Source organism: Streptomyces speibonae (assembly GCF_984686075.1).
Window position 1 is genome coordinate 2,936,103 of record NZ_OZ480260.1, and the last position, 25,081, is coordinate 2,961,183.

A 25,081-nucleotide genomic window follows, 5' to 3' on the forward strand; every position below is an offset into this window, starting at 1 on the left:
AGCAGGTGCTAGCGCGTGGAATCCACGCCAAGGGCGCCCGGAGGAACGGGGGATCACCCATGTCCGCGCATGACACGCACGTCACCGCCGACGCGCCCGAGATGCCGGCTCCGCGCGTACGGGAGTCCGCGGCGCACAGCATCGGGGGCGGGCTCGCGCTGGTCCTCGGACTGGCCGGACTGCTCGGCGGCGTGGGGCTGGCCGTCTCCGCCACGGCCGTCTCCTCGGCCGGCGCCAAGGCGGCGCTGATCGTCGGCGGCATCCTGGTCGTGATCGCCGCGTTCCTCACGATGCGCGGGCTGCACATGGTGGCGCCGGGCGAGGCGAGGGTGGTGCAGCTCTTCGGCCGCTACCGGGGCACGATCCGCCAGGACGGCCTGCACTGGGTGAACCCCTTCACCTCGCGCACCAAGATCTCCACACGGGTGCGCAACCACGAGACCGCCGTACTGAAGGTGAACGACGCCTACGGCAACCCGATCGAGCTGGCCGCGGTCGTGGTGTGGCGGGTGGAGGACACCGCGCAGGCCACCTTCGAGGTGGACGACTACGTCGAGTTCGTCTCCACCCAGACCGAGGCGGCCGTGCGGCACATCGCCATCGAGTACCCCTACGACGCCCACGACGAGGGCGGCCTCTCGCTGCGCGGCAACGCCGAGGAGATCACGGAGAAGCTCGCGGTCGAACTGCACGCGCGCGTGGAGGCGGCCGGTGTGCAGATCATCGAGTCCCGCTTCACGCACCTCGCGTACGCCCCCGAGATCGCCTCGGCGATGCTCCAGCGGCAGCAGGCGGGCGCGGTCGTGGCGGCGCGGCAGCAGATCGTCGAGGGCGCCGTGGGCATGGTCGAGTCCGCGCTGACCCGGATCGCGGAGCAGGACATCGTGGAGCTGGATCCGGAACGGAAGGCGGCGATGGTCTCCAACCTGATGGTGGTGCTGTGCGGCGACCGCTCGGCGCAGCCGGTCCTCAACACCGGGACGCTCTACCAGTGACGGCCCCGTCCGGGGGCCCGGCCCCCCAGGGCCGGCCGCAGCGCAAACAGGTGCTGCTGCGGCTCGACCCGTCGGTGTACGAGGCGCTGGCGCGCTGGGCCAACGACGAACTGCGCTCGGCGAACGCGCAGATCGAGTTCCTCCTGCGACGCGCGCTCGCGGAGGCGGGCCGCCTTCCCGGCGACGCGGGGCCCCTGCCCCGCCGCGGACGTCCGCCCGGGAACGGGGCACCGCCTCAGTAGGCGCCGCACCGGCCCAGTAGCAGAACCGTGACAATCGGCCGTCACCTGGGCTCTCCTACACCCCGCCATGATCTCCACACTCGGCGTATACATCCCGCGTATACACACTGTGTAGAGTGCTCCGCATGTCCATCGGTCACACCCTCCTGGGGCTCCTGGAGTCCGGCCCGCGCCACGGTTACGACCTGAAGCGGGCCTTCGACGAGAAGTTCGGTCACGACCGGCCGCTGCACTACGGCCAGGTCTACTCGACGATGTCCCGGCTGCTGAAGAACGGGCTCGTCGAAGTCGACGGCATCGAGGCCGGCGGCGGCCCCGAGCGGAAGCGGTACGCGATCACCGAGGCCGGCATCACCGATGTCGAGCGCTGGCTCGCCACGCCGGAGAAGCCGGAGCCGTACCTCCAGTCGACGCTCTACACCAAGGTCGTCCTGGCGCTGCTCACCAGCCGCGACGCCGCCGACATCCTCGACACGCAGCGCTCGGAGCATCTGCGCAGCATGCGGATCCTCACCGACCGCAAGCGCAAGGGCGATCTGGCCGACCAGCTCATCTGCGACCACGCCCTGTTCCACCTCGAGGCCGATCTGCGCTGGCTCGAGCTGACCGCGGCACGCCTGGACAAGCTCCGCGCGGAGGTGACCCGGTGACCGCCTCCCCGCCCCCCGGCTCCCTGCTCACCGCCCAGGACCTGCGCAAGGTCTACGGCCCGACCACCGCGCTCGACGGCGCCGGGTTCTCCATCCACCCCGGTGAGGTCGTCGCCGTGATGGGGCCCTCCGGCTCGGGCAAGTCGACGCTGCTGCACTGCCTCGCCGGCATCGTCACGCCCGACTCCGGCTCGATCACCTACAACGGGCGTGAGCTGACCGCCATGAGCGACTCCGAGCGCAGTGCGCTGCGGCGCTCGGAGTTCGGCTTCGTCTTCCAGTTCGGGCAGCTCGTCCCGGAGCTGACCTGCGTGGAGAACGTAGCCCTGCCGCTGCGGCTCAACGGCACGCCCCGCAAGGAGGCCGAGCGGGCCGCGCTCACCTGGATGGAGCGCCTCGAGGTCGACGACGTCCGCAAGAAGCGGCCCGGCGAGGTCTCCGGCGGCCAGGGCCAGCGGGTCGCCGTGGCCCGCGCGCTGGTCACCGGTCCGCGCGTGCTGTTCGCCGACGAGCCGACCGGCGCCCTGGACTCCCTCAACGGCGAGCGCGTCATGGAACTGCTCACCGAGGCCGCCCGGTCCGCCAACGCCGCCGTCGTCCTCGTCACGCACGAGGCGCGGGTGGCCGCGTACTCCGACCGCGAGATCGTCGTCCGCGACGGCAAGTCACGGGACATGGAGCGCGTCGTATGAGTGCGGGTCAGTGGGCGCGCGACCTCGGCATGGGCATGCGGTTCGCCTTCGCCGGCGGACGCGAGGGGTGGATCCGGGCGCTCCTCACCGCCGTCGGCGTCGGGCTGGGCGTGGCGCTGCTGCTGCTCACCACCGCCCTGCCCGGCGCGCTGGCGGAGCGCGACCGGCGCGGGGAGGCCCGCCTCAACTACGCCTTCGGCGAGCCCATCGAGAGCCCGGCCGACAACACCGTGGTGACCGCGGACACCGACACCGTCTTCGGACAGAAGGACATCCGCGGCCGGCTGCTGGAACCGGAGGGCGACCGGGCCCCGCTGCCGCCCGGGCTGAAGGAGTTCCCCGGCCCCGGTGAGATGGCGGTCTCCCCCGCGCTGAAGGAGCTCCTCGACGCGGACGGCAGCGAACTGCTGCGCGACCGGCTCGACTACGACATCGTGGGGACGATCGGCGAGCAGGGGCTCATCGGCTCGCAGGAACTCGCCTACTACGCGGGCGCCGAGGACCTCGCGGAACGGATGGGCGACGGGACGGTCAACCGTATCGACTCCTTCGGGAACCCGAACCCGGTGGAGGAGGAGGCCGATCCGGTCCTCGTGCTGCTCGTCCTGGTCGTCTTCGTGGTGCTGCTGATGCCGGTCGCGGTGTTCATCGCCGCGGCGGTGCGCTTCGGCGGCGAACGGCGCGACCGCAGGCTGGCCGCACTGCGGCTGGTCGGCTCCGACGGCGGCATGACCCGGCGGATCGCCGCGGGCGAGGCGCTCGGCGGAGCACTGCTCGGTCTGGTGTTCGGCACCGGCTTCTTCCTGGCCGGGCGCGAGTTCGCCGCGTCCGTCGAGGTGTTCAACATCAGTGTCTTCCCCAGCTACCTGAACCCCTCGCCGCTCCTCGCGCTGCTGGTCGCGGTGGCGGTGCCGGCGGCCGCGGTGCTGGTGACCCTGCTGGCACTGCGCGGGGTGGTCATCGAACCGCTGGGCGTGGTGCGGACGGCGCGGCCCGCCCGCCGCCGGCTCTGGTGGCGGCTGCTGCTGCCGCTCGCCGGAATCGGCATGCTGGTCCCCATGATCGGCCAGGGCCGGGAGAACGGGGACTTCAACGGGTACCTGGTCACCGGCGGTGTCATGTGCCTGCTCGTCGGGGTGACGGCGCTGCTCCCCTGGATCGTGGAGACGGTCGTCGCCCGGCTCGGCCCGGGCGGCGTGTCCTGGCAGCTGGCGGTGCGCCGGTTGCAGCTGAGCAGCGGCGCGGCGGCCCGCATGGTCAACGGCATCGCGGTGGCCGTGGCCGGCGCGATCGCGCTGCAGATGCTGTTCACCGGGGTCGAGGGCGACTACACCGAGAACACCGGCTTCGACTTCTCGCGGGCGCAGATGCAGGTACGGGTGCCGCAGGGCGAGCAACTGGCCGCGGCCACCGTAGAGCTGGAGAAGACCGAAGGTGTCCGCGAGGTCATCGCGCTGTCCGAGGGGTCTCTCAGCGACCGGCCCTTCGACGAGGAGCCGGAGCACTGGACCGAGCTGACGGTAGGCGACTGCGCGACCCTGCGCGAGGTGGCGAAGCTCCCCGCCTGCGCGGACGGCGACGTGTTCGCGCTCCGGGGCGGCGAGTACGACATCGACACCCCGTCGCTGAGCAAGCCGGGCCAGAAGCTCTACCTGGACCGGGGCGGCGCCGACGGCGATCCGCCGGACCTCGTCTGGACCCTTCCCAAGAAGCTGAAGGAGGCCGACTCCATCGAGGACCCGACCGGGAGGAAGCGCGGCGGCTTCCTGATGACACCGGCCGCGGCGCCCGCGGGCATGCTGAAGGCGCTCCGGGGCCAGCTGTACCTGTCGCTCGACGCGTCGGTGCCGGACGTCCGTGAGCACGTGCGCAACACCGCGGCCCGGGTCGACCCGCTGGCGTACCCGACGACCTGGACCACCACCGAGCGGACCGAGCGCTTCGACGCCATCCGCACGGGTCTGTTCGCCGGTGCCACGGCCGTCCTGGCGCTGATCGGGGCGAGCCTGCTGGTCTCCCAGCTGGAGCAGCTGCGCGAACGCCGCAAGCTGCTGTCGGCGCTGATCGCCTTCGGTACCCGGCGGCGCACGCTGAGCCTGTCGGTGCTGTGGCAGACGGCGATCCCGATCGGTCTGGGCCTGCTGCTCGCCTCGGTGGTGGGGATGGCCCTGGGCGCGGTGCTGCTGCGGATGACCTCGACGCCGGTGAGCGTGGACTGGCCGAGCGTGCTGCAGATGACCGGCATCGGCGCGGGCGTGGTCCTCGTGGTGACGCTGCTGAGCCTGCCCCCGCTGCTGCGGATGATGCGGCCCGACGGGCTGCGCACGGAGTAGGTCCGCCGCCGGTGCGGGTCAGTCCCCGACGGTCCGCACCGGCAGGTCCCGCATCGCCTCGCGCAGGGCCACCGCCAGCTGCTCGTACTCCGCCGCCCTCGCCGCGCCCGTGCGCATGGCGAGGGCGATGCGGCGGGTGGGGGCCGGGTCGGTGAAGCGGGCGGTGAGCAGCCGGCTGGAGCGGCTGGTCTCGACGTCGACGGCGGTGCGCGGGAGCAGCGTCACACCGAGGCCGCCCGCCACCAGCTGCACCAGCGTGGACAGTCCGGCCGCCGTGGTGGTGGCCGGGACTCCCCCGCGACCCGCCTCACGGCAGATGTCCAGGGCCTGGTCGCGCAGGCAGTGCCCCTCGTCGAGCAGCAGCAGGTTCAGCTCGCGCAGCACCGCACGCGGGAGCTCCTCCCGGCCGCCGAGCCGGTGGCCGAGCGGGGTGACCAGCACGAAGTCCTCGTCGAAGAGAGGGAGTTCGGTCACTCCCGGCACGCCGAGGGGGACGGCGAGCAGCAGCAGGTCGAGCCGGCCGCCGGCCAGCCCCTCCAGCAGGTTCGCGGTCTGCTCCTCGTGCACCTGGAGGTCGAGGTGCGGGTAGCGGTCGTGCACCAGCCGCAGGACGGTCGGCAGCAGATAGGGTGCGACGGTCGGGATCACACCGAGGCGCAGCGCCCCGGTGAACGGCGCCCGCAGCGCGTCCGCCTCCTCCATCAGCGCGCCGACCTCCGCCAGTACGGCCTTGGCGCGGGCGGCGAGCCGCTCGCCGGCCGGCGAGAGCAGCACCTTGCGCGTCGTGCGCTCCACGAGGGTGACACCCAGCGTCTCCTCGAGCGCCGAGACGGCCCCGGACAGCGTCGGCTGGCTCATCCCCATGGCCGCGGCGGCGTCCCGGAAGTGCAGATGCTCGGCGACGGCGGCGAACGCCCGGAGCTGCGCGAGGCTCGGCTGCCTGCGCCTCTTACCCACGGTCACTGATAGGTCCCTCCGATCAACACGACCGAGTGTAGCTATTTCACTAATCAATGCACCCTGTGCCAACATCAACAAGGTCCAACCCCATGGGAATCACCCGCAACATGGGTGCTTCCTCGCTGCAAGGAGAGCCTGTGCTCACTGTCGGTGACAAGTTCCCCGAGTTCGAACTGACCGCCTGTGTCTCGCTGGAGAAGGGCAAGGAGTTCGAGACGATCGACCACAAGACCTACGAGGGCAAGTGGAAGATCGTGTTCGCGTGGCCCAAGGACTTCACCTTCGTGTGCCCGACCGAGATCGCCGCCTTCGGCAAGCTGAACGACGAGTTCGCCGACCGTGACGCCCAGGTCCTCGGCTTCTCCGGCGACTCCGAGTTCGTCCACCACGCCTGGCGCAAGGACCACGAGGACCTGCGCGACCTGCCGTTCCCGATGATGGCCGACCCCAAGCACGAGCTGATGCGCGACCTCGGCATCGAGGGCGAGGACGGCTACGCCAAGCGCGCCGTCTTCATCGTGGACCAGAACAACGAGATCCAGTTCACCATGGTGACCGCGGGCTCCGTCGGCCGTAACCCCAAGGAGGTCCTGCGGGTCCTGGACGCCCTGCAGACCGACGAGCTCTGCCCGTGCAACTGGAGCAAGGGCGACGAGACGCTGGACCCGGTCGCGCTGCTGGCCGGGGAGTGAGCTGACATGTCACTCGACTCCCTGAAGTCCCGTATACCGGACTACGCCAAGGACCTGAAGCTCAACCTGGGTTCGGTCATCGGCAACTCCGACCTGCCGGCGCAGCAGCTGTGGGGCACGGTGCTGTCGACGGCGATCGCCTCGCGCTCGGCGATCGTGCTGCGCGAGCTGGAGCCGGAGGCGAAGGCGAACCTGTCGCCGGAGGCGTACACGGCCGCGAAGGCCGCCGCCGCGGTGATGGCGATGAACAACGTCTTCTACCGCACCCGTCATCTGCTGTCGGACCACGAGTACGGCAACCTGCGGGCCGGGCTGCGGATGAACGTCATCGGCAACCCGGGTGTCGACAAGGTCGACTTCGAGTTCTGGTCGTTCGCGGTCTCCGCGATCAACGGCTGCGGGATGTGTCTCGACTCGCACGAGCAGGTGCTGCGCAAGGCGGGGCTGGAGCGCGAGGTGATCCAGGAGGCGTTCAAGATCGCGGCGGTGATCCAGGCGGTCGCCGCCACCCTGGACGCGGAATCAGCCCTGACGGACTGACCCCGCCCCCCTCTCACGGGCCCGCCCACACCCAGTGGCGCGGGCCCGACCCACATCCGCGCAGTCCGCGCCCCGCGCACGCCGCCCCCTCTCCGCGCACTGCACAACTCCGCGCAGACCACGCAGACCGCGTAGGCCGCGTAGGCCGCGTAGGCCGCGTAGGCCGCGGGCAGTCGTGCCGCAGGGCGGCACGAGTGGGCGGTGGGGGTACCTCCCAGGCCCTTAAGGCACTGGGGGAGGCACGACTGCCCGCAGCTGCGTGGCGTCAGTCGTTCTCCGGGGGCTCCGGGGGCTTTTCCATCGCGGTTGCCGGAGGCTCCGGGGCGTCCGGGGCGGACAGGGCCGTGGCGCTCCGGGGCCGGGGGGTCTGGAGCACCGCCGTTTCGTGGGCGTACGCACGGAGGTACCCGACCACCGTGTTCGTCACCGCGACCAGCGGCACCGCCACCACCGCACCCCCGATCCCCGCCACCATCCCGCCGGACGCGACCGCCAGCACCACCGCCAGCGGATGCACCCGCACCGCGCGCCCCAGGATGAACGGCTGGAGGATGTGCCCCTCGATCTGCTGCACCGCCAGCACCACCACCAGCGTCATCACGCCCGTGAACACGCCCTGCGTGACGAGCGCGACGACCACCGCCAGCGCTCCCGACACCACCGCACCCACGAGCGGGATGAAGGAGAACAGGAAGATGAAGACGGCGAGCGGCACCGCCATCGGCACATCGAGGAAGTAGATGCCGAGCCCGATGAAGATCGCGTCGATCAGAGCCACTATCACCGTGCCGCGCACATACGCCGTCAGCGTCCGCCACGCCGCCGGCCCGGCGCCGGCGACACCCGGACGGGCCGCGGCCGGAACCAGCTTGAGCGACCACTCCCAGATCCGCTTGCCGTCGTAGAGCAGGAACAGCGTCGAGAAGACCGCCAGCAACGTGCCGGTGAGCGCCTCGACGACGACCGTCACGCCCTCCAGGCCCGCCGAGGTGATCTGCTCGGTGTTGGCGCCGACCGCCTCACGCAGGTTCTTGGCGATCTCGTTGATCTGCTTGTCGGTGACGTGGAAGGGGCTGTTCAGCAGCCAGTTGCGCAGCTCGTCGATGCCGTCCTGGATCTGGTCGGAGAGGTTGTCGATGTTCTCCATGACCTGCCAGGTCACGAACCAGCCGATGAGGCCGATCACCACGAACCCGAACAGCGCCGTCAACGCCGTGGCCGGACCGCGCGGCACGCCGATCCGTCTGAGCCGGGCCACCGTCGGCTGGAGCAGCGCGGTGATCAGCAGCGAGGCCACGAACGCCAGCACCACCAGCTGGACGGCGCTGATGACCCGCATCAGCACCCAGACCGTGCCGGCCAGCACCAGCAGCCGCCAGCCGGCCTCGGCGGCGACCCGCACCCCCCAGGGCACGGCCTGCGCCGGGTCCGGGCGGACCGGGACGGCGACGTACTCGGCCGACGGCGTCTGGTCGGGGCGCGGGGCGGCCTCCCGTCCGGAGTCCTCGTCGCCGGACCGGCCTTCTCCCGCCGCCTCGGCGCGGCGCTCCTCCAGCCGCTTGCCGGCAGCGGTCAGCCCCGCTCCGACACGGCTGAGCCATCCTGGCACTCGCGACATGATCCGTCCTCTTCCCCCGTCGCTCCCCACCACTCCCCCTGGAGTCGTCGGTCAGACCGTACATGGCGAAAGCCCCACACCGTAGGACGGTGCGGGGCTGCGCCGGGGTTGAGCGGCGGCCGGGATCGGGCGGGGCCGCGTTGCGTCTAGTAGTAGTGGTTGGCCTGCCAGAAGTTCCAGGCGTCGCACGGGCTGCCGTAGCGGTCGTTCATGTAGCCCAGGCCCCACTTGATCTGCGTGGCGGGGTTCGTCGCCCAGTCGGCTCCGGCGGAGGACATCTTGGAGCCCGGGAGGGCCTGCACCAGACCGTAGGCGTCGGAGGTGGGGTTGTCGGCCTGGTAGTTCCAGCTCGACTCCCGCTGCACGATGTTGCTGAAGCACTGGAACTGGTCCGCCGGCACGAGCTGCCGGGCCATCGCCTGGACCTCGGCGATGGTGTAGGACGACTGGACGGGGAAGCTGGACGCGTCGCGGACCGCGGAACGGCTGGCGGCGGCCTTGGCCGCCGCGCGCTCCTTGGCCTCCCGCTCCGCCTTCTCGGCCGCCTCCTTCTTCTTGGCGACCGCGGTCTCGGCGGCAGCCTTGCGGGCGGCCTCCTCCGCGTCCTTCTTGGCGGTCGCGTCCGCGGCGATGGCCATGGTTTCGGCCTGCTGCGTCAGGGACGCGGTCTGCACCTGGGCCTGCTGGCCCGCGGGGATGTCCGCGAGCAGCGTGGTGCCGCTTGCCGTCGCTTCGGCGTCGTTGTTCTGCGCGGTGCTGCCCGAGGCAACGCCGACGACGCTTCCGACAGCGGTGACCGCCGTGGCCGAGGCCACTGCGAATCCCCGGACCGAGATCCGGCTCACACGGTTTCCTTCCAGCATCGACCGCTTCGGTGACCCTCGCGGACGCAATCGTGCCCCTGAACACTGGCCTCCCCAACTACGGGTCACGGGAGGCACGGGCCCGGTGGGCAACTCCCACGAGGGGAGCACCGCGTAGTGCTCGGGCGGCATACGGCGACGCTATGGAGTTGGAACGGTGTACTGCTGTGGTGCCGTACCGCTGGGGGTGCGGCTGTGCCGTATGCGGGGCCTGACAGGATTGAGACTCTGCCGTAACCCGACGGCGCAAGGCAATTCTCCGTTGCGTGTGAAAGCTCACATCCCGTTTGGCCCCAGTGATTGTCGGAAAGCCGCACGCACGCCGACGCCGCCCGGCTAGGCTCTACGCCTTTTCCGGACGGCGCCAACTACTGCGTAACCGACCCTTGTTGGGATGGGCGGGTCAGATCTGCCCGTCTTCGAGCATTTCGGTCACAAGGGCGGCGATCCGGGACCTCTCGGACCGCGTCAGGGTGACGTGGGCGAACAGCGGATGCCCCTTCAGCTTCTCCACGACGGCGACCACACCGTCGTACCTCCCGACCCTCAGATTGTCCCGCTGGGCGACATCATGGGTCAGAACGACCCGTGAATCGGCCCCGATCCGGGACAGAACGGTCAGCAGCACGTTCCGTTCCAGCGACTGCGCCTCGTCCACGATCACGAACGCGTCGTGCAGCGAGCGGCCCCGGATGTGGGTGAGCGGCAGGACCTCCAGCATCCCGCGCGCGGTGACCTCCTCGATGACCTCCCGGCTGGTGACGGCCGACAGGGTGTCGAAGACCGCCTGCGCCCAGGGGCTCATCTTCTCCGCCTCGGTACCGGGCAGATAGCCGAGCTCCTGCCCGCCCACCGCGTACAGCGGACGGAAGACCATCACCTTCTGGTGCTGCCGGCGCTCCAGGACCGCCTCCAGGCCGGCGCACAGCGCCAGCGCCGACTTGCCGGTGCCGGCCCGGCCGCCCATGGACACGATCCCGACGTCCGGATCGAGCAGCAGGTCCAGCGCGATGCGCTGTTCGGCGCTGCGGCCCTTGATGCCGAACGCCTCCCGGTCGCCGCGCACCAGCCGCACCTGGCCCTCGGCGGTGACCCGCCCCAGCGCCTTGCCGCGCTCGGACTGGATGGTCAGGCCGGTGTGCACGGGGAGGTGGGACGCCTCGGGCACGTACACGTGCCCCTCCTCGAAGAGGATGTCCACCTGCTCACCGGGCAGGGTCAGTTCGGACATTCCGGTCCAGCCGGAGGCGTCCGTGATGGCGAGCTCCGCCCGGTACTCCTCGGCGAGCAGTCCCACGGAGGACGCCTTGATCCTCAGCGGGAGGTCCTTCGACACCACGGTGACGTCGAACCCCTCGGCCTGCAGATTGCGGGCGACCGCGAGGATGCGGGAGTCGTTGTCCCCCAGGCGGTAGCCGCTGGGCAGCACACTGGGGTCCGAGTGGTTGAGCTCGACCCGTACCGTGCCGCCGAGGTCCCCGGTCGGAATGGGGGCGTCGAGGCGGCCGTACCGCACCCGGTAGTCGTCCAGCCGGCGGAGCGCCTGCCGGGCGAAGTAGCCGAGTTCGGGATGGTTCCGCTTGGCCTCCAGTTCCGTCACCACGACGATGGGGAGCACGACCTCGTGCTCGTCGAAGCGGTTCAGGGCGTTGGGGTCGGCCAGCAGGACGCTGGTGTCGAGAACATAGGTGCGCCGGTCTGGCTTGTGGCGCTTTGTGCTGGTCACCACGGAAGGACGTACCCCCTCGGATGAGGTCGGGGAGCGACGGAGCGGAGCTGGACCGGTCGACGGCCCCTTCGCACGGCGGGCCGAGAACCGGCCCTCCGCTGCGTCGTCCGTGCCGTGACCGCACGGTCGGGCTGCTGCAAAAGGGCCTCCCGGGCGGACGGCTTCCGTGCCGCCCGCTGAGATCCGACACCCGTGGTTCGGGTGTCGACCTGCCTGGCTTATTCCCTCGAACGGGCAAGGCCATGCCACGGCATATGACGGCGGACCGGTGAACAACGCGTGACCAGGGGGGACGGGGGCCGTGCGGAAGGCGGACCAAGGCCCCGGTACGGGGGCTGCGCGCGGTGCCGTTCAGCCGCCGTAGCGGCGGTGGCGGGCGGCGTAGTCGCGCAGCGCCCGCAGGAAGTCGACCTTGCGGAAGGCCGGCCAGAAGACATCGCAGAAGTAGTACTCCGAGTGGGCGGTCTGCCAGAGCATGAACCCGGACAGCCGCTGTTCCCCGCTGGTGCGGATCACCAGGTCCGGGTCGGGCTGGGCCCGGGTGTAGAGGTGACGCCCGATCATGTCGATGTCGACGGCCTCGGCCAGCTCCTCCATCGAGGTGCCCTTCTCGTGGGCGTCGACAAGCATGGACCGCACCGCGTCGGCGATCTCCTGGCGGCCGCCGTATCCGATGGCGACGTTGACCACTATCCCGGTGATGTGCGCGGTGGCCGCCTCGGCCTCCTTCAGGGCGGTCTGCATCCCGGACGGCAGCAGGTCGGGCGTGCCCACGTGGTGGACCCGCCAGCGTCCGTCGGCGGCGAGGCCGCGCACCACGTCCTCGATGATGCCGAGGAGCGGGACGAGTTCCTCCTTCGGCCGGTCGAAATTGTCCGTCGACAGCAGCCAGAGGGTGACGACCTCGACGTCCGTCTCGCTGCACCAGCCGAGGAACTCCTCGATCTTGTCCGCGCCGGCCCGGTGGCCGTGGACGGTGCTGGAACCCGCGGCCTTCGCCCAGCGGCGGTTGCCATCCATGATGATGCCGATGTGCTTGGGCACCTGAGCGGTGTCCAGGTGGCCTTCCACCCGGCGTGCGTACAGCCTGACCAGCAGGCCCCGCAGCTTGTCGCGCAGGTTCACGTGATCGTCAGCCCCTCCGTACGGATCGGACAGGCGCGGCGCCCCGCCGCGTGGCGCGGCTGGCGGCCCGGTCTCGGCCGCGGGCGGTACCTGTCCGTATGGCGGTCCCCGAAGGCGAAGCGTACCCCTGCCGGGGCGGGGGTCCCCAAAGTCGGCGGTGGTGCGTTTGTCAGCTGTACTTCAGGGGCACGCCGTCTGCGCTGTGCCGCCTGAACCACTGCTTCGCCGAGCCCTGGCTGAGCAGGACGAGGACGGCGATGGCGGAGCCGAGCGGCACGATCCCCAACTGGACGCCCTGGGCCGTGGCGCTCAGCGTGAACAGGATCTGCACGGCGGACAGCACCTGGCAGGCGACGCGGACGCCGTTGCCCGCCGTGTGGAAGCGGAACGCCAGGACGAACAGCACGACGGTCGTGACGTACGTACTGAAGAACCGCCCCGAGGAATGGGCCCCGGCGCCGGCGGCGACCACGACGGCGAGCAGCACACCGACCCCGAGCGTCGCGAAGATCACGATCTGGGCGGCGCGCACCGGACCGGGCATGGCCGGGGGCTGGGACGGTCCGGGGTACGGCGGGGTGCCGGGCCACCCGTAGGCGTGGGCGCCGGGCTGGGGCGGAGGATGGGCCCCGGGCTGCTGCGGGTACGGAGGCCGCGGGTACGGCTGCTGCGGGTACGGTGGCTGCGCTCCGGGCGCCGGCGGGGTGCCGTACGGGCCGGGCGGCGGGCCGTACGGACCCTGACCGTAGGGGCTCTGCCCGCCGGGGGGACCGTAGGGGCCCGGCGGGCCGGGCGGCTGCTGCCCAGGTGGCGTCGGATACTCGTTCGACATGCCTGGACTCTAACCAGGGGGCGGCGGGCGGCATCATGCCCGGGCACAAGAAAACGGGCCGGTCCGTGGGGGGGAGACGGACCGGCCCGAGGGGGGGTTTCCACCATAACCCTTCGTAAGTGATGCTGCGCGCATCAGCGACACACAACTACTCTCCGGAGTCGTCCGGCGACGCCGGAGAGCCCTCGGAAAGCGCGCTCCATGGCCTTCTCGTGGCCGAAACACCGCCACATCCTGGGGAGAAAGAGACGTTGAGGGGACTGTGTGCAGGTTGTGACACCAACGCCGCACCTTCAGCGCCACTCTTCCGGTCGTCCCCCTGACGGGTGACCCCGGCGGCGACAGCGGCTTGACCCGGATCGGGTGTCCGCCCGGCCCGGAGACGGCATCCGCCCGCCCCGGCCGGGCCGCTTTCCGCGGCCGGTGAACCCGGCGCCGCGCAGCCCCCTCCACTGCGCGGCGCCGCCCCGCGCAGCTTTGCTTACGCGAATCACCTTGGTCCGAACCTATGTGATGCCTGGGTTCCAGGGGAAGCCGCGGTCCGTAACAATGCGAAAACCGCGGCCTCCCCGAGCCGCGACGAGCCCCCGCGCACGCTCACTCGCCCTTGCGGAGCTCGAGGAGATGCCGGCTGCTGTGCGCCACGAACGCCCCCTCGGCCTCGATCCGCTCGTGCAGGGCGCGCAGCCGCGGCCGGTACGCCTCGACGGTGAAGTCCGGGACCATCCAGATCACCTTGCGCAGGAAGTGCACGACGGCGGCGATGTCGTGGAACTCCATGCGCAGCCGTTCGGCCCGCACGTCGACGGTCTCCAGTCCGGCGGCCCCGGCCGCGCGCCGCTCCCGGTCGGGATGGCGCGCCCGGAGCTGCTCCTCGGGCTGGGGTCCGAGGAAGAACTCGACGAGTTCGTACGCGCTGGCCGGGCCGACGTGCTGCGCGAAGTACGTACCGCCGGGGCGCAGCACGCGTGCGATCTCGTCCCAGTGGGCCCGCACCGGGTGGCGGCTGACGACCAGGTCGAAGGTGGCGTCGGCGAAGGGCAGCGGCGCGTCCTCGGGGGAGGCGACGACGGCGACACCGCGGGGGCGGAGCAGCGCCGTGGCCCGGGCGACGTTGGGCGGCCAGCCCTCGGTGGCGGCGGTGAGCGGCGGACGCCGGCCGGCCCGCGCGAGGGCGAAGTCGAGGACCTCCCCTCCTCCGGTCTGGATGTCGAGCGCGGCACCGGCGCGGGCCAGTCGCCCGGCCATCGCCGTGGCGTACCCCCACGAGGGCCGGGTTTCGGTGGCCCGCCCCTCGAACCAGGAGAAGTCCCACCCGTCGGTGGGCACGGCGGCGCCTTCGGCGAGGAGTTCCTCGAAGGAGCGCGTCTGCTTGTCGTCGGACATGCACCGACCCTGCCCGACCACCCCGCCGCCTGTCGCTCGTTTATCGCCTGCTCCGCCCCGCTACGGCACCAGCGGCCGCACGTCCCGCGCCACGAACCGTACGAAGCCCTCGGGGTCGGGTTCGTCGCCGGTCGGCTGGAGGATGACGGAGTCGGCCCCGGCGTCGGCCAGCCGCCGCACCGCCCCGGCCACGGCGGCGGCGTCCCCGGCCACCCCGAGGTCCGGCTGCCCGGCGACCCCCTCGGCGGCGAGTTCGGCGCGCAGCCGCTCGTCGGCTCCGTCCCCGGTGGCGGCGAGCAGATAGACGACCACCTTGTGGGGCGTACCGGTCCGGCCCGCCGCGGCCCGGCCCTCCTCGATGAGCTCGCGCGCACGGCGGACCCCGTCGGGGGAGGTACTGGCGGTGAGGATGGTCCCGTCCGCGGCCTCTCCGGTGAGCCGGACGGTGCGCGGGCCGGTGGCTCCGGCGAGGATCTCCACCGGTCCCTGCGGCGGCCAGTCGAGGGCGACGTCGTCGAGCCTGACGTAGCGCCCCTCGGTCGTGACCCGCTGCCCGCCCAGCAGGGCGCGCAGCGCGGCGAGATGCTCGCGCAGCAGGGTCAGCGGCGACTCGGCCCGCGCCCCGACCTGCCCCATCCAGTCCTGCACCCCGTGCCCGACCCCGAGGGCCGCGCGCCCGGGGAACATCCGGTGCAGGCTCGCGGCCTCCATCGCCGTGACGGCGACGTTCCGCAGCGGCACGGGGAGCAGGCCCACGCCGACCCTCACCCGTTCGGTCCATGCCAGCGCGGCGGCGCCGGTCGAGATTCCGCCTTCCAGGAAACAGTCCTCCCAGAGCCAGAGTTCCTCCAGGCCGGCCTCGTCGGCGGTCCGGGCGACGGAACGGAGTTTCTCGGGAGGGAGCTGGGGACGGAACACTGCGCCAAGTGTGGTCATGGGCCCTTCCTACCCGAGCCCGGCGGCCGGCTTCCGCTCTTTTTCGGCGCCGCTTTTCGGCGCCGTCACCGGTCCTCGGGCAGCGGCCGGTCGGTGATCAGCGCGGTGAGTGTCATCGGGGCGTCGCCGTCGGACTGGTTGAGCGAGACGGCGGCCCAGCGGTCGCCCGGGGCGGCGGGCACCGGGCCCCAGAGGGTCAGGTCGCCGCCGCAGTCCTTGGCGAGGAGGGTGCGGAAGGGTTCCGCGGCCGGGCGTGCGCGCAGGTCCGGCCCCATGGTCACCGTCCGGTGCGGCCCCCAGCGGCGGTCCAGTTCACGCACCACGGCGGCCAGGTATGCCTCCGCCGTGGCCTCCGCGTCCGTCCACTCGCGCCCGTACACGCCGGTGAGCGGGGCGCTCTCCCAGAGGGGGAACAGCAGGAACCCCTCCCCCCGGGTCGCCCGCCACTCACCGGTGTCCGGCTCCCCCTCGTCGGCCACCGGACCGGCATCGGGGAGACGGGCCTCGGACAGGGCCGTCTCGACGGCGGCCACCACCCGCCCCGGGTCGAACGGCTCACCCGCGCGGGCCGTCACAGCATGGGCCGCTTCATCGGGCGGGGCAGCGGCTCCAGAGCACCGGACTTCTCGAGGGCCTCGTACGCCTCGACGACGGCCGCGGTGTCGCCGGGCGAGGCGATGTTCAGCAGGACGCCCTCGGTGGGCAGTTCGACACGCTCGGCGGCCAGGCCGGCGGGGATACGGGCGGCACGCCCCTTCGACAGATAGCCGACCCACCCCACCGACGGCGTACCCACCCTGAAGCCGGCCTCCTTCTTCAGGGCGGCGGTGACGGTCCGGTCGCTCACGTCCCCGTAGTCCGGCTGCCAGGCCTCCGCGACGACGGTGAGCAGCGCGGCGCCGGGAAGTGACGCCCCGTCAGGGGCGGTGATCGTGGCGACCAGCGACTGGAGCAGGGAGTCCGGCGCCGCGCCGGCCAGCGCGGCGAGCTCCACCTTCCAGCCGTCGGCGAGGCCGGTGGCGAGCAGGCGCAGGGACGTGCCGTTGGCCGCCGCCCAGGGGTCGGCCTCGCGGGCCGTACGCAGCGCGCCGAGCAGCGACGCCTCGTCCGTCCCGACCGTCTCGCCGGCCCCCGCGGCGGGCACGGTCCGCCACGCCCACTCCGCGTGACCGACCGCCTCCGGCAGCAGCACCGCGAACCGTTCCACCGTCGTGCTCCACCGAGCGGCGAGCTCCTCCGCCGACTCCTGCCGAGGGCCCCAGAAGCCCCGCACCACGCGTCGCATGTCCCCGCTCTCCGCTCTCACCCGCGGCCACACCGGTCCTCCCGCCCACCTTAGACGCGCCCTGCGCGGTGCGGCGGGCAATGACGGTGCTCACGTGCCGGCCGGGCCGTGTCAGTCGAACGCCTCGGGTTTCTTCTCGCCCGCGATGCGGTCGGGGGCGGTGTGGACGACCTCGATGTCCAGGCCCGCGTCCTCGAAGGCGTCGCGGGCCGCGTCGGCGACCTCCTCGTTGGAGAAGTGCCACTCGATGCCCTTGCCGTCCGCCGCGCTCACCTGGCGGCGTGCCTCGGCCAGCAGCCGTTCCCTGCCGGAGGGGGTGAGTTCGGTGCGGTCGGCGGCGAGGTAGCTGTCGTATCCGTTCTTGGCCTCCAGATACGTCTGCCGGGAGGAGTCCCAGCCGTCGAACTCGACGTCCGGCACCTTCGGGTCGGGGTGCGGGACGACGTACTCGTAGCCGCGCTGGGTGCCGGTGACCTGTTCCTGGTAGCGCAGCCATGACTCGTTGCGCCAGGTGGGGCTGGGGTTGCGGTCGCGGCTCGCCCAGAAGCCGTCGCCGCCGTCCGCGTCGCCGTACTCGCGGCGGCTCAGGCCGTCGGCCCAGTCCGGCGGGTCGTAGTTGCGCGGGTCGCCGGCGTCGCCGTGCTCGGGGTCCGGGTACCGCTTGCGGTTCTCCAGCGCCTCCCGGGCGCGGGCCGGTTCCTCGGCGCGCTTGCGTTCCAGGTAGGCCTGGCGCTCGGCGGCGCGGGCCTCCTCGGCCTGCTCCCGGGCCTCCTGGTCGCAGCCTTCCTCGGCCAGCAGGGTGTACGGGCCGTCCGCGACGGGGCCGGCGGCGAGCACGGTGGTGCCCGTGCCGGGCCCGCCGCCGGGACCGGGGTGCGGGCCTTCGCCGTACGGGGTCCTGCGGGCGGGCGCGGAGAGGGTGCAGCCGGTGCGGCGGGCCGCCTCCTCCGCCTCGTCCGCGGCCTCGTCGGCGCGCCGGGCGGCGTCCTCCAGCGCGTCCAGGTCGCCCGCCTCGGCCGCGCGCCGCGCGTCCTGGGCGGCCTCGGCGGCGTCGTCGACGACCTTGCTGAGCCGGCCGAGCGAGCCGACCTTCTCGGCGATCTTCGCTTCGCCGTAGCCGGGGATGAAGAGGGAGCCGACGTTCCAGATGACGGTGGTGACGGCGCGGGTCTCGTTGCCGTCGTTCCACTGGTCCACGACGTCGTCGCCGATGAACGAGTCGAACAGGACGGTTCCGCCGGTGCCGAGGGAGGCCCCGCCCCAGTCCAGGATCGCTCCGAAGTAGTCGCCGTCGTCCCACTTGTCGCGGGCGTCGGCGGTGTTGTCCCACCACGCGTCACCGAGGGAACTGCCGTAGTCCATCAGACCGTTCCAGGTGTCGACGGGGTTGGTCACCACGTCCCAGATGCCGGTGAGGTCGCCCCCGATGCCGTCGACGAACAGCCCCTGGCCGACCTGCTCGAGCTGGTCCCCGGCGCAGCCGAAGAAGGCACCGACGCCGGAGAAGCACCCCTCGTCGTCGCCCTCGTCACCGTTTTCGCCGCCGTCGTCGTCGGTGGTCGGGTCCTCGTACGGCGGCTCGTCGATCTCGTCCTCGGCGGCGACGGGGTCGACGAGGGAGGGGTCGCCCGTCGTGCCGGCCGACGGGTCGTCGGAGCCGGTGCCGGTGCCGGTGTCCGTACCGCCTGGGTCGCCGGAGTCGCCGCCGGGGTTGCCGGTACCGCCGGTGCCGCCGGTGCCGCCGGTGCCGCCGGTGCCGCCGGTGCCGCCGGTGCCGCCGGTGCCGCCGGTGCCGCCGGTGGTGCCGGTGCCGCCGGTGGTGCCGGTGGCACCGGCGTCGTCCCCGCCCCCGTCGCTGTCCTCGGCCGTGACCTGGCCGTCTCCGTCCCCACCGCTCCCGGGCGCGGGGCAGGCGGCACCGATGACGCGGCACACCTGTGCCTGGATGCCGCCGAGCAGCTGCCCGCCCAGTCCGCTGAGGACGAGCGCCGCGATGATCGCCGCGACGACGGCGACCAGGCCCGCGTACTCCACCGCCGTCTGGCCGTCGTCGCGGCGCCAGCGGATCATCCGGGGCAGCGAGAAGGCGCGGCGCTCACGCCGTTCCGGTGCGGCGAGGCGGTACCAGTCGCGGCTCTCCGGGCGGGTCAGGAGGAACAGGACGAGGAAGGGGAGGAGCAGCTGGGTGAAGCCGCGGGCCGACCCGTCGGCCAGGTTCGAGACCGCGCCGAGGACCAGCCACGCCTGGACGGCGATCAGCCCGGCCCAGATCCTGGCCCCGCCCCGCCAGGTGCGGCGGGCGAGCCACCAGCCGAGCACACCGGGAGCGGCGGCGTGGGCGACCTGGGCGAGGAGCGTGCCGTCGACCGCGTCGAGCGACGCCGCGGTCAGCAGCAGCCCGAGCCCGCCGAGCACGGTGAGCGCGAACAGGGCGTGCACGAGCAGCAACGCCCGGGACAGGGACCGGGGCATGCCCCGCCGCCCGCCCCCGCTCCCGGCCGCCGGTACGGCCCCGGTCCCCGCCCCTCCCCCGTTCCAGGCCATGCCCGTCCCCCTCGAGTCCCCCGGTTCGCAACCGTGTGCGGTTCACGGCAGGCCCCGAGGGTAGGAAGGGGCGGGTGGCGGGGGCATGGGCCCGTGGGCCCAAAACAGCGCCCAACTACGGCGGTTCACGCATGCCGGACGCCGGACGGCTCACGCACGCCGGACGCCGGACGCCGGACGGTCTCAGCGGTCCGTCCGCTGCGAGGTCAGTGCCGGAAAGGTCACCCCGGTGAGCTGCTCGGAGACGGTCCACAGGCGCCGGCGGCAAGCCCCGTCGTTCGAACTGGGCATTATCGGGCGGGTGTTGTGAAGATGCAAGATGTTGACGCCCACGGAATGAGACCTGTTTACTCCATGGCACGCGGCGGTCGGAGCACTTCCGCGTCAGAGGTACGCCCAGCCGGTACGCGGCCCTCTCCTGCCGCAAGCCCGGACCGAGTCGCCAGGTCGCCCCAAGGCGCCGAGGCGGGGACGTGCCCTCGTACCACGGAGCCTGTCCATGCGCCTTCTGGCAACAGCTCGTTCCCGAGTTACCCTGGCCGCGGCCGTCGTCGCCGCGGGCGCCGCGGCATTCCTCGTCCCCGGGGCCGAGGCCGCCGAGTGGTCCCCGCCCCCGGCCGGTGCCGACTTCGACTACCAGATCGGGAAACCCTACGACCCGCCCGCCGGGGTGACGGTGGTCAGCCGGGACTGGAAGGAGTCACCGGCAGCGGGGCTGTACAACATCTGTTACGTCAACGCCTTCCAGACCCAGGAGGTCGGGGATGTGGACGGTCCCGACGACTGGGACCAGGATCTGCTGCTGAGGAACGACGACGGCGACGTGGTCATCGACGAGGACTGGAACGAGGCGATCCTCGACATCACCACCGACACCAAGCGGCAAGCCATCGCGACAAGGATCAACACGCAGATCGACACCTGCGCCGACAAGGGGTTCGACGCCCTGGAGTTGGACAACTACGACACCTTCACCCGGGACGTCGTCGACGGCAAGATCACCGCCGACGACGCCCAGGCCTACATCCGGCTCCTGGCCGAACACGGCCACGCCCGGGGCCTGGCCGTCGGTCAGAAGAACACCGTGGAGCTGGCCCCGTACCACGACGAGAACGGCCTCGACTTCGCCGTCGCGGAGGAGTGCGGTGACCCGGAGTGGAACGAATGCGCCGACTACGTCGAGGCGTTCGGCGACAACGTCATCATGATCGAGTACAGCCCCGAGGGCATGGCCAACGCCTGCGCCTTCAGTGATCGCGTGAGCGTGGTGCAGCGTGACCGTCCGGTCCTGGCCCCGGGCGAAACGGCCGAGGAGACGGACGACGACGGCAACGTCCACGTCATCGAGTACGTCCGCGAGACCTGCTGACGCCGCCCACCGCCGTGCGGACGCCCGCCTGTCCGCACGGCGCATCCGGCCCATATGTTTGGTGGGCCACGGTGCCTACAGGAGGGGGTCGGTCGGTGAGGGGACGCCGGCGGGACGGACACGGGCAGTTGCTGGTCCGGGGAGAGGGGGACGGGGGCCCCTCCGCGCGCGTCCCGCTGGAGATCGCCACCTCCTACCGAGCGCGCACCAAAGGGCTTTTGGGACGCGACTCCCTCACCGGCGCGCTGCTCCTCTCCCCCGCCAACAGCATCCACACCTTCCGCATGCGCATCCCCATCGACGTCGCCTACCTCGACCGCCGCCTCCGCGTCATCGCCCTGCGCACCATGCCCCCGGGCCGCCTCGGCCTCCCCCGCCTCCGAGCACGCCACGTACTGGAAGCCGAGGCGGGCGCGATGGCGGGGTGGGGGCTGCGGGTGGGAGCGCGCGTGGAGGTGGTGCGGGAGGAGGACGGAGGCGGCCCGACGTCAGGGTGACGTAGCCGCACCCCTGCCGCACCCGTCCACGTAGGCGCGGGCACCCTCCCTGGGCAGGACGGCCCACATGCGCGTGCCGCCGCCCGGCTCCCGCGCATCGCCGACGCCCCAGTCACCGGAGCAGGCCTTGACGACACAGGCCAGCAGGCGCAGCGCGGCCCGGCGGCGGTTGTCGCAGGCCGTGGCCAGCCGGGGGTGGGTGTGGCGGGGATGCGCGTCGTAGAGGGTGACGCGGAGGGCGTCGTCGCGGTAGCGGAGCGAGACGTACAGAACGGTGGTGGGGGCCAGGCGGTAGGCCGTGGCGGCGAGTTCACCGAGTACCTGGACCGCCGGGTCCGTCATGTCCTCCAGACCGTGGGCCCGCAGGATGGTCCGGGCCGCCGCACGGGCGATCCCGGGGCTCTGCGCACCTGCGGGGAGCGTGAAGCTGTACGAGAGGGTGTCGGGCTCCGGCCCTGCGGGCGGCAGATCGGCGGGGGCGGCGATCGGACAGAGGCCGGCGGATGCGGACATGGCGACTCCAGTGGTCAGCGGGTGAACGTGTCGTAATCGACCTGTCGCTGACAGTAGAAGGCTGAGGTGGCAACGTGCCACCTTCTCCTCGAAATTGCCACCCGTGTGGGTGGACCACGGGCTTGAGGAGAGGGCAAACTGACGCCGCGACAACTGGAGGTAGTGACACACATGCCGCCTAGGGCAACACCCACGGAACGCCAGAAGCGCCTGGGTGCAGAACTGCGCAAGATGCGCCTTGCAGCAGAGGTGTCCACGGAGTACGCCGCCGGTCTGCTGGGCATCGACCGCACGAAGATCTCCAACATCGAGTCCGGCATCCGAGCCATCACACCCGACCGTCTCCGGACGCTCGCGTGCAACTACGACTGCCGGGACGAGGCGTACGTCAACGCCCTCGCCCACATGGCCGGAGACCGCACCCGTGGATGGTGGGAGACCTACCGCGGACGGTTGCCCGCCGGGCTGCTGGACATCGCGGAGATGGAATGGAACGCGCGCAAGGTACGTGCCGGACTGGCCATTCATGTCCCCGGTCTGCTGCAGACCGACGCGTACGCCCGCACACTGTTCACCGTTGCGCTTCCGGCACTCTCACCGGCCGAGGTCGAGTTGCGCGTGGCGCATCGCATGCAGCGCCAGCAGGTGCTGTACCGCGAGGACCCGATCATGTACGTCGGGTACGTGCACGAGGCCGCTCTGCGCGTCGAATTCGGGGGCACCGGGACCATGCGGGCGCAGCTCGACCGCCTCTGCGATCTGTCCGAACGCGAGAACATCGACGTACGTGTGATTCCCTTCAAGGCGGGCGCCTTCCCCGGTGCAGGACAGGCCTTGACGTATGCGGAGGCAGTAGTGCCGCAACTGGACACGGCAGAGCTCGACTCAGCACACGGTCCCGAATTCCTCCACGGGACGTCCCAGTTGGACAAGTACCGCGCACACCTGGACTGGATGGAGGCCGCGTCGCTCTCGTCGATCGATTCCCGAGACTTCATGCGTAAGCTCGCCGGCGACCTGTGAGGAGTACCCGATGACAGATATCACGTGGGAAGAACCGTTCTGCGCCGAGGGCGCGAACTGCTTCCGCATAGGCACCGACACCGAAGGCAACGCCTACATCGCCGTCGCCGGGCAGGAGGACACCCCGCTCACCGACAGCAGAGAGGCCCTGCGCTCCCTGATCCTGGAGATCAAGGCAGGCAAGGCCGATCATCTGCTGTAGTCAGCTCTGCGTGCGCGGGAAGGAGATCTCCACCCTCCGGTTCTTCTTGCGGCCGGCCTCCGTGGAGTTGTCGGCGATCGGGTACTGCTCGCCGTAGCCCCTGACCTCGTACGTGACGTTGGCGTCGCTGAGCTCCTGGACGAGGACACCGTGCACGGCGTTGGCACGCTTGCGGGACAGCACGTCGCCGTGTGCGGACGAACCCAGGTTGTCGGTGAAGCCGAAAACGCGGATCTTCGTGGCGTTCTGGGTCTTGATCTCGTCCGCGATGGAGGCGATGCGGGACTTGGCCTGCGCGCCGAGCTTGGCGCTGTCCTTGCCGAAGAGGACCTCGGCCTGGAGCGCGAATTTCACGTCGGCATTGGTGTCCTCACGGCGTTCGTCTCCGCTCTGCTCTTCGACGATCTGCTTGATGTCGAGCACCTTCGGCTCCGCGAGGGTCGCGCCGTCGGGGAGCTTGAGGTCGGGGTCGTTGGCGTCGAGCTCGACGGGCGCCGATGCGGTGGCCTCCGTGCCCGGGGGGACGCTGGGGCCGTCGTCGGCTCGGGCCACACCTGGGGTGACGGCCAGGACGGAGACGACGGTGCCGATGAGGATCAAGCGCGTATGCGTCATCTCTGCCTCACCCAGAGATCTGGATGGTGCCGCTGGCGAAGGTCGGCAGTTGGAATGTGACTTCGGAGGCGTCCGTCGGCGGTGCCGGGAACTGCATGAAGACGGCCAGAGATTCACCCGGTTTGAGCGATGAGAAGCCTGTGGTTGTCAACGGTCGCCCATCCGTGTCACGTAGGACGTAGTAGCGCTTCTTGTCCTTGCTGTCGACGAGAGTCGCACCCCCGAAAGACATTCCGTGCCGAAGAATCTCGGTCTCGTTACCACGGATAGCAGCCGGCACCGTGATGCGCTTCGCGCCATCATTCTTCAGTGTTCCGCTGACGGTGACGAATCCCCCGCCATCACGCTGAGCCGAGGTGATTTGCAGCAGAAGACCATCTGTGCCCTTCAGCTCTGCCAACGGCTCGTCCGCCTGGCCCTCCTGAGCGCTCGGGTTGGACCCGTCGTCCTTCGAGGCAGAGGCCGACGTCTTCGGCTTCTTGTCGTCGTCACCGGCTCCGCCGCACCCGGCCACACCCATGGCCAGTGCGGCCGCAGCGGTCAGTACGACCATCCCCCTGCGGGCCTTCGTAGTGAACCGCATGCTCATGCCTCTGCTTCCTTCATCATTCGTCGATCGCTTGTCAGTCGGCCAGGTGGACATCGAAGAGGTCTTCCGGTTTGGGCAGCAGTTCCTCAGGAGCCTTCGGGTCCAGTTTCCATTCCGTGCCCTCACAGGTGAGCAGAGGCAGCGTGTCCTCCGCAGCCTCCTCCACTGGAAGATCGCCGAACTCGCAGCGGGGTTCGATCACGGCAGTGGCCTTCTCTTGGGACTTCTTGTCTTCGGTGCCGGGCACGATGGATTCACCCACGGTGTCGTTCGTTTCGACCACGACCGTGTAGCCCAGCGGGCCGTCGGGAACGCAACTCAGGACGATTGCATCGTTCTGCGCCGCGAGTTGGTCCGCTCGCCAGCAAGAGAGTCCGAGCCCTTCCGCGTTCCCCTGAAAGATCGCTTGCCACCTGTCCGGCTCGAGCAGGTTCTTCACCCATGCACCTGCGAGCTGATCCCGCCTGTCCTGAGCAGCCGCGAGTGCGGCCGCGTCAGCGGCGGTCTGCGCGTCATTCCGGTTAGCCGCCGCCTGGCCGACCGCAAAGTACGCGAACGCGAGGAAGAGCAGGCCCCCCACCACCGTGATGTAGATGGGGAATGCCTGCCCTGCATCGTCGTACCTGCGAAGGCGCCTCAGCCTCAGCCGCCGCCGACGACCTCGTTCACCTTGTCCGTGATCGCGGTGTAGATCGTGTTGCCGATGTCGGTCCCCGTGATCGCCAGAACAATCGCCACGACCACCGCGATGATGCCCAGGTACTCCACCGCCGTCTGGCCCTTGTCGTCGCGGGCTGCGCGGGAGTTGAGGTAACTGACGGTCGTGTGGATCCAGTTGCTCATGGGGTCCC

General features: G+C 71.2%; 27 protein-coding genes. 11 read left to right on the forward strand and 16 right to left on the reverse strand.

What is annotated here, in order from left to right; genetic code table 11:
• Nucleotides 1-59 precede the first annotated feature (59 nt).
• From AC5L3C_RS13000 to AC5L3C_RS13020, 5 genes are all read left to right on the forward strand, one after another.
• A complete protein-coding gene (locus AC5L3C_RS13000) occupies nt 60-995 on the forward strand; it encodes an SPFH domain-containing protein (protein ID WP_493649131.1) in 936 nt (311 codons plus the stop codon).
• Nucleotides 992-1,237, forward strand: coding sequence for a type II toxin-antitoxin system antitoxin (locus tag AC5L3C_RS13005; protein WP_260604967.1), 246 nt, complete (start codon nt 992-994; stop codon nt 1,235-1,237). The genes AC5L3C_RS13000 and AC5L3C_RS13005 overlap by 4 nt, the downstream gene beginning before the upstream one ends.
• 125 nt (nt 1,238-1,362) lie before the next feature.
• Nucleotides 1,363-1,887, forward strand: a complete 525-nt coding sequence (locus AC5L3C_RS13010) for a PadR family transcriptional regulator (protein ID WP_125504452.1) — start codon at nt 1,363-1,365, stop codon at nt 1,885-1,887.
• Nucleotides 1,884-2,579 (forward strand): ABC transporter ATP-binding protein, encoded by a 696-nt coding sequence (locus AC5L3C_RS13015; protein WP_493649132.1) that lies wholly within the window; start codon nt 1,884-1,886, stop codon nt 2,577-2,579. Before AC5L3C_RS13010 ends, AC5L3C_RS13015 begins: the two co-directional genes overlap by 4 nt.
• Entirely contained in the window at nt 2,576-4,912 is a 2,337-nt protein-coding gene (locus AC5L3C_RS13020) for an ABC transporter permease (RefSeq protein ID WP_493649133.1), read from the forward strand. Before AC5L3C_RS13015 ends, AC5L3C_RS13020 begins: the two co-directional genes overlap by 4 nt.
• An 18-nt stretch (nt 4,913-4,930) precedes the next feature.
• Here AC5L3C_RS13020 and AC5L3C_RS13025 read toward each other — a convergent pair whose 3' ends face one another.
• Nucleotides 4,931-5,875, reverse strand: a complete 945-nt coding sequence (locus AC5L3C_RS13025; protein WP_493649134.1) for a LysR substrate-binding domain-containing protein — start codon at nt 5,873-5,875, stop codon at nt 4,931-4,933.
• A 134-nt stretch (nt 5,876-6,009) separates the two neighbouring features.
• Here AC5L3C_RS13025 and AC5L3C_RS13030 point away from each other — a divergent pair, with 134 nt between their 5' ends.
• Nucleotides 6,010-6,564, forward strand: coding sequence for a peroxiredoxin (locus AC5L3C_RS13030; RefSeq protein WP_125504455.1), 555 nt, complete (start codon nt 6,010-6,012; stop codon nt 6,562-6,564).
• Between the two features lie 6 nt (nt 6,565-6,570).
• Nucleotides 6,571-7,104, forward strand: coding sequence for an alkyl hydroperoxide reductase (locus AC5L3C_RS13035; RefSeq protein WP_493649135.1), 534 nt, complete (start codon nt 6,571-6,573; stop codon nt 7,102-7,104).
• Between the two features lie 265 nt (nt 7,105-7,369).
• Here the strand turns inward: AC5L3C_RS13035 and AC5L3C_RS13040 are convergent, their stop codons facing one another.
• The 10 genes from AC5L3C_RS13040 to AC5L3C_RS13085 all read right to left on the reverse strand — a co-directional run bounded on the left by AC5L3C_RS13040 (nt 7,370) and on the right by AC5L3C_RS13085 (nt 19,422).
• Entirely contained in the window at nt 7,370-8,722 is a 1,353-nt protein-coding gene (locus AC5L3C_RS13040; protein WP_493649136.1) for an AI-2E family transporter, read from the reverse strand.
• A 146-nt stretch (nt 8,723-8,868) separates the two neighbouring features.
• The gene (locus tag AC5L3C_RS13045) at nt 8,869-9,567 is read right to left on the reverse strand and encodes an aggregation-promoting factor C-terminal-like domain-containing protein (RefSeq protein ID WP_493649137.1); all 699 of its coding nucleotides are present in this window, start codon (nt 9,565-9,567) and stop codon (nt 8,869-8,871) included.
• A 421-nt stretch (nt 9,568-9,988) separates the two neighbouring features.
• Complete coding sequence (gene phoH2 / locus AC5L3C_RS13050; RefSeq protein ID WP_125504459.1) at nt 9,989-11,314, reverse strand: RNA 5'-3' helicase PhoH2; 1,326 nt, start codon at nt 11,312-11,314, stop codon at nt 9,989-9,991.
• A 351-nt stretch (nt 11,315-11,665) separates the two neighbouring features.
• A complete protein-coding gene (locus AC5L3C_RS13055) occupies nt 11,666-12,439 on the reverse strand; it encodes an isoprenyl transferase (protein ID WP_493649138.1) in 774 nt (257 codons plus the stop codon).
• Nucleotides 12,440-12,608: 169 nt separating this feature from the next.
• Nucleotides 12,609-13,271: a hypothetical protein gene (locus AC5L3C_RS13060; RefSeq protein WP_493649139.1), complete on the reverse strand. Its 663-nt coding sequence runs from the start codon at nt 13,269-13,271 to the stop codon at nt 12,609-12,611.
• Between the two features lie 597 nt (nt 13,272-13,868).
• Nucleotides 13,869-14,657, reverse strand: coding sequence for a class I SAM-dependent methyltransferase (locus AC5L3C_RS13065; RefSeq protein ID WP_493649140.1), 789 nt, complete (start codon nt 14,655-14,657; stop codon nt 13,869-13,871).
• Nucleotides 14,658-14,717: 60 nt separating this feature from the next.
• Entirely contained in the window at nt 14,718-15,593 is an 876-nt protein-coding gene (locus AC5L3C_RS13070) for an LLM class flavin-dependent oxidoreductase (RefSeq protein ID WP_493649141.1), read from the reverse strand.
• Nucleotides 15,594-15,658: 65 nt separating this feature from the next.
• Complete coding sequence (locus AC5L3C_RS13075) at nt 15,659-16,168, reverse strand: hypothetical protein (protein ID WP_493649142.1); 510 nt, start codon at nt 16,166-16,168, stop codon at nt 15,659-15,661.
• Entirely contained in the window at nt 16,165-16,878 is a 714-nt protein-coding gene (locus AC5L3C_RS13080) for an Imm52 family immunity protein (RefSeq protein WP_493649143.1), read from the reverse strand. Before AC5L3C_RS13080 ends, AC5L3C_RS13075 begins: the two co-directional genes overlap by 4 nt.
• 111 nt (nt 16,879-16,989) lie before the next feature.
• Nucleotides 16,990-19,422 (reverse strand): Tox-REase-5 domain-containing protein, encoded by a 2,433-nt coding sequence (locus tag AC5L3C_RS13085; RefSeq protein ID WP_493649144.1) that lies wholly within the window; start codon nt 19,420-19,422, stop codon nt 16,990-16,992.
• Nucleotides 19,423-19,921: 499 nt separating this feature from the next.
• Here AC5L3C_RS13085 and AC5L3C_RS13090 point away from each other — a divergent pair, with 499 nt between their 5' ends.
• Together AC5L3C_RS13090 and AC5L3C_RS13095 are read left to right on the forward strand one after the other, a co-directional pair.
• Nucleotides 19,922-20,791, forward strand: a complete 870-nt coding sequence (locus AC5L3C_RS13090; protein ID WP_493649145.1) for an endo alpha-1,4 polygalactosaminidase — start codon at nt 19,922-19,924, stop codon at nt 20,789-20,791.
• A gap of 95 nt (nt 20,792-20,886) precedes the next feature.
• A complete protein-coding gene (locus AC5L3C_RS13095) occupies nt 20,887-21,288 on the forward strand; it encodes a DUF192 domain-containing protein (protein ID WP_493649146.1) in 402 nt (133 codons plus the stop codon).
• Here AC5L3C_RS13095 and AC5L3C_RS13100 read toward each other — a convergent pair.
• Nucleotides 21,280-21,801, reverse strand: coding sequence for an ATP-binding protein (locus tag AC5L3C_RS13100; protein WP_493649147.1), 522 nt, complete (start codon nt 21,799-21,801; stop codon nt 21,280-21,282). The two genes, AC5L3C_RS13095 and AC5L3C_RS13100, sit on opposite strands and share 9 nt — an antisense overlap.
• A 171-nt stretch (nt 21,802-21,972) precedes the next feature.
• Between AC5L3C_RS13100 and AC5L3C_RS13105 the strand changes: the two genes are divergently transcribed.
• Nucleotides 21,973-22,824 (forward strand): helix-turn-helix domain-containing protein, encoded by an 852-nt coding sequence (locus AC5L3C_RS13105; RefSeq protein WP_493649148.1) that lies wholly within the window; start codon nt 21,973-21,975, stop codon nt 22,822-22,824.
• A gap of 10 nt (nt 22,825-22,834) precedes the next feature.
• Entirely contained in the window at nt 22,835-23,026 is a 192-nt protein-coding gene (locus AC5L3C_RS13110) for a hypothetical protein (protein ID WP_493649149.1), read from the forward strand.
• Here the strand turns inward: AC5L3C_RS13110 and AC5L3C_RS13115 are convergent, their stop codons facing one another.
• From AC5L3C_RS13115 to AC5L3C_RS13130, 4 genes are read right to left on the reverse strand one after another with little or no spacing between them, the layout of a single operon-like run.
• On the reverse strand, nt 23,027-23,641 hold the full coding sequence (locus tag AC5L3C_RS13115) for an OmpA family protein (RefSeq protein ID WP_493649150.1): 615 nt from the start codon (nt 23,639-23,641) through the stop codon (nt 23,027-23,029).
• Nucleotides 23,642-23,648: 7 nt separating this feature from the next.
• On the reverse strand, nt 23,649-24,230 hold the full coding sequence (locus AC5L3C_RS13120; protein ID WP_493649151.1) for a hypothetical protein: 582 nt from the start codon (nt 24,228-24,230) through the stop codon (nt 23,649-23,651).
• 34 nt (nt 24,231-24,264) lie between these two features.
• The gene (locus AC5L3C_RS13125) at nt 24,265-24,870 is read right to left on the reverse strand and encodes a pilus assembly protein TadG-related protein (protein ID WP_493653854.1); all 606 of its coding nucleotides are present in this window, start codon (nt 24,868-24,870) and stop codon (nt 24,265-24,267) included.
• Nucleotides 24,871-24,872: 2 nt separating this feature from the next.
• Complete coding sequence (locus tag AC5L3C_RS13130; protein WP_493649152.1) at nt 24,873-25,073, reverse strand: Flp family type IVb pilin; 201 nt, start codon at nt 25,071-25,073, stop codon at nt 24,873-24,875.
• Nucleotides 25,074-25,081: the final 8 nt, after the last annotated feature.

Excerpts from the sequence above, each read along its gene's own strand:
- AC5L3C_RS13000 (WP_493649131.1), top strand. The coding sequence starts at position 60 with ATGTCCGCGCATGACACGCACGTCACCGCCGACGCGCCCGAGATGCCG.
- AC5L3C_RS13010 (WP_125504452.1), top strand. The coding sequence starts at position 1,363 with ATGTCCATCGGTCACACCCTCCTGGGGCTCCTGGAGTCCGGCCCGCGC.
- AC5L3C_RS13020 (WP_493649133.1), top strand. The coding sequence starts at position 2,576 with ATGAGTGCGGGTCAGTGGGCGCGCGACCTCGGCATGGGCATGCGGTTC.
- AC5L3C_RS13035 (WP_493649135.1), top strand. The coding sequence starts at position 6,571 with ATGTCACTCGACTCCCTGAAGTCCCGTATACCGGACTACGCCAAGGAC.
- AC5L3C_RS13040 (WP_493649136.1), bottom strand. The coding sequence starts at position 8,722 with ATGTCGCGAGTGCCAGGATGGCTCAGCCGTGTCGGAGCGGGGCTGACC.
- AC5L3C_RS13060 (WP_493649139.1), bottom strand. The coding sequence starts at position 13,271 with ATGTCGAACGAGTATCCGACGCCACCTGGGCAGCAGCCGCCCGGCCCG.
- AC5L3C_RS13065 (WP_493649140.1), bottom strand. The coding sequence starts at position 14,657 with ATGTCCGACGACAAGCAGACGCGCTCCTTCGAGGAACTCCTCGCCGAA.
- AC5L3C_RS13070 (WP_493649141.1), bottom strand. The coding sequence starts at position 15,593 with ATGACCACACTTGGCGCAGTGTTCCGTCCCCAGCTCCCTCCCGAGAAA.
- AC5L3C_RS13080 (WP_493649143.1), bottom strand. The coding sequence starts at position 16,878 with ATGCGACGCGTGGTGCGGGGCTTCTGGGGCCCTCGGCAGGAGTCGGCG.
- AC5L3C_RS13085 (WP_493649144.1), bottom strand. The coding sequence starts at position 19,422 with ATGGCCTGGAACGGGGGAGGGGCGGGGACCGGGGCCGTACCGGCGGCC.
- AC5L3C_RS13090 (WP_493649145.1), top strand. The coding sequence starts at position 19,922 with ATGCGCCTTCTGGCAACAGCTCGTTCCCGAGTTACCCTGGCCGCGGCC.
- AC5L3C_RS13100 (WP_493649147.1), bottom strand. The coding sequence starts at position 21,801 with ATGTCCGCATCCGCCGGCCTCTGTCCGATCGCCGCCCCCGCCGATCTG.
- AC5L3C_RS13105 (WP_493649148.1), top strand. The coding sequence starts at position 21,973 with ATGCCGCCTAGGGCAACACCCACGGAACGCCAGAAGCGCCTGGGTGCA.
- AC5L3C_RS13110 (WP_493649149.1), top strand. The coding sequence starts at position 22,835 with ATGACAGATATCACGTGGGAAGAACCGTTCTGCGCCGAGGGCGCGAAC.
- AC5L3C_RS13115 (WP_493649150.1), bottom strand. The coding sequence starts at position 23,641 with ATGACGCATACGCGCTTGATCCTCATCGGCACCGTCGTCTCCGTCCTG.
- AC5L3C_RS13120 (WP_493649151.1), bottom strand. The coding sequence starts at position 24,230 with ATGAGCATGCGGTTCACTACGAAGGCCCGCAGGGGGATGGTCGTACTG.
- AC5L3C_RS13130 (WP_493649152.1), bottom strand. The coding sequence starts at position 25,073 with ATGAGCAACTGGATCCACACGACCGTCAGTTACCTCAACTCCCGCGCA.